This is a genomic window from Frankia sp. CgJB1 (assembly GCF_977947065.1).
In genome coordinates this window covers 1-2,799 of the sequence record NZ_CDWTNB010000283.1, presented here as the reverse complement: position 1 = coordinate 2,799, position 2,799 = coordinate 1, and the positions used below count along the sequence as shown (strand labels likewise).

Sequence of the window (2,799 nt, the reverse complement as noted above, 5' to 3'; positions counted from 1 at the left end):
AGGGCCGTCGGACGGCGCCGCGCCCCTGGCCGGAACCGGGCTGGGCGGAACCGGGCTGACTGGAACCAGACTGGGCGGGTGTGTCGGTCTTCGGTGGCGTCGACCGCTTCGATGATTCCGGGGTGTCCGCCGCGGCTGGCCGGGCGGGAGCCGGCGGCACCGACCGCTGCCCGCCGCCCACGGACCGCGCCGGTGAAGCTCCTCCCAAGGGTGGAACCGACGTCGGCGGGATACGGCCGGTACCCTGCCGCGGGGCGGCAACCGCGCTCCCGGGGTTTCCCGGCTTCCCGAGGTTCCCCGGCTTTTCGGGATTCTCTGTCTTTGTCGTGCTCTGCGGGCTTCCGGCCCGCTCCGCACCGCTCCGGCCGGCCGGACCCGCCTCGGCCGAACTCGCGCTCGCTGCTCGTCCGCCCTGGGAGGAGGTCGGATTCGACGCACGGGGGGACGTGGCGGCCGCGTTCCTCCCGGCCCCCGGGCGCGGTGCGGTCTTCTCCGTGGTCCCACCGCTCTGCCCGGTCCGGGGTACTCCGGTTTCGGGATTGGCCGCGGCGTCGCCGTTCGTCGACCGGGCGTCGGACACCTGACCGTCCGTCCCACTTCCCTGCTCGGCCATCCCACCACTTCCTGACATACACCGTGTGCAACAGGCCGCCGGCCGACCCGGTACGGACCGGAGGCGACCGGGCCCGGGCCGTACCACGCCCCCAGCTTGTCCGCCTAGGCCCAGCTCGGCATCATCATGACAGTCATCAGCTCACGCCCGACATGTGCCAGAACGGCAACGGCACAACGGTGGCCGCGCCGACGGGCCGTCGGCGACCGGCGGACTCGGCGTCGGCGCGGCTCGGGGTGCTCGAGGTAGGCCAGTTCTCGGTCAGGGATCAAAGATCAAAGATCAGGGATGCGACGCTGACGCCAGACGGTGGGGTCAGTCAGACGGTGGGATCAGATGGCCTCCCCGATGCGATGGACCCGCATCATGTTGGTCATGCCGGCCACGCCCGGCGGCGTCCCGGCGACGACGACCACCAGTTCACCCGGCTTGCATCGGCCAATATGGAAGAGGGCGCTGTCGACCTGGCGGACCATCTCGTCCGTGCTGTCCGCGAACGGCACGAGGAAGGTTTCCACGCCCCAGAAGAGCGCCATCTGGTTGCGAACCGCCGGAATCGGCGTGAAGGCCAGCACCGGAACCTCTGTACGGTACCGGGCGAGTCGCCGGGCCGTGTCACCACTGAGGGTGTGGGCCACGAGATAACGGGCGCCGACCGCGGCTCCTACCGACGCGGCGGCCTGGGCGAGTGCCCCACCGAGCGTGCGCGGTTCGGTCCGCAGGGGCGGTATCCGGCCGAGGTCGGCCTCGGCGGTCTCGATGATGCGCGCCATGGTGGCCGCGGCCTCGATGGGGTATGCACCGACGCTCGTCTCCGCCGACAGCATGATCGCGTCAGCGCCGTCCAGGACGGCGTTGGCGCAGTCACTGGCCTCGGCACGGGTCGGCCGCGGCGCGCTGACCATGGACTCGAGCACCTGGGTCGCGACGATCACCGGCTTGGCCCGCTCCCGGGCCTGGCTGACGGCGCGCTTCTGCACGAGCGGCACGTCCTCGAGCGGCAGCTCGACCCCGAGATCGCCACGGGCGATCATCAGACCGTCGAACGCCTCGATGATCTCGTCGAGTTCAGCGACCGCCTGCGGCTTCTCGATCTTGGCGTGGACCGGGACCCGGATCCCCACCTCATCCATGATCGCATGCACCGCCGCGGCGTCCACAGCACTCCGGACGAAGGACAAGGCGACCATGTCCACCCCGAGGTTGAGGGCGAACCGCAGGTCAGCGGCGTCCTTCTCGGTGAGCGCCGGGACGGTGAGCGCGGCGTTGGGAATGTTCATCCCCTTGTGGTCGCTCACCGGCCCGCCAATGACGACCGTGGTGTGGACGTCGGTGTCGGTCACCCCGTCGATCTGGAGGACCAGGCGGCCGTCGTCAACCAGGACGCGATCCCCGGCCGCGACGTCGCCCGGCAGGCCCGGGTAGGTTGTGCCGACCTGATGCTGATCGCCGGGAACATCACGGATCGTGACGGTGAACCGCTGACCGGGCAGCAGGGTGACCCCGCCGTCGGCGAAGCTCCCCAGCCGGATTTTCGGTCCCTGGAGGTCGGCGAGCGTGCCGACACTGCGGCTGGCCGCCTCCGCGGCCTCGCGCACCCGCGCGTACGTGACGGCATGCTGTTCGTGTGTTCCGTGGGAGAAATTTAGTCGGGCAATGTCCATTCCCGCGTCGACGAGGGCCCGGACCTTCTCTGGCGAGCTGGTCGCGGGGCCGAGGGTACAAACAATCTTGGCTCTACGGGGCACACCCAGAGCCTAAGTACTGATCGTCGGTCATTGCACACGGGGGCCACCAGGAGACGTGTGCGGCGGCCCGAGAAGTAGTCAGATCAGGCGTATCCGTTATATGCTGCGCGTGGTCGCGCAGCGGCGTACCGTTCATATCGTCCGCGCCACACCCCTGTCGGTCGACGCGCGTGATACGGGAAAGACGGCAAGGGCGCCGGACGTTCCTGGGATCCGCTCCCTCGGATGCGGAAGTTGGTAGGGCACGATCGAGTCCCCCGGAGCCGGTATGAAACAAAATCCCGCCATCCACCGCCAATCGTCCGGCGACATCGCCGTCGCCGACGTCATGGCTCCCGCCGAGACCAGCGTTGTCGCCTCGGAGGTGCACGCCGGCGGCGCGGCCGGCGGGAGCTCCCCCGCGGCCGCACCGCTTCGTCCGGCCGAGCCCGGGTCTTA

General features: G+C 70.0%; 2 protein-coding genes. One reads left to right on the top strand and one right to left on the bottom strand.

What is annotated here, in order from left to right:
• Positions 1–326: 326 nt before the first annotated feature.
• Entirely contained in the window at positions 327–584 is a 258-nt protein-coding gene (locus AC08OT_RS19885; RefSeq protein ID WP_476594762.1) for a hypothetical protein, read from the top strand.
• A 361-nt stretch (positions 585–945) separates the two neighbouring features.
• Here the strand turns inward: AC08OT_RS19885 and pyk are convergent, their stop codons facing one another.
• Positions 946–2,361, bottom strand: coding sequence for a pyruvate kinase (gene pyk / locus AC08OT_RS19880; protein ID WP_476594763.1), 1,416 nt, complete (start codon positions 2,359–2,361; stop codon positions 946–948).
• Between the last annotated feature and the right edge of the window lie 438 nt (positions 2,362–2,799).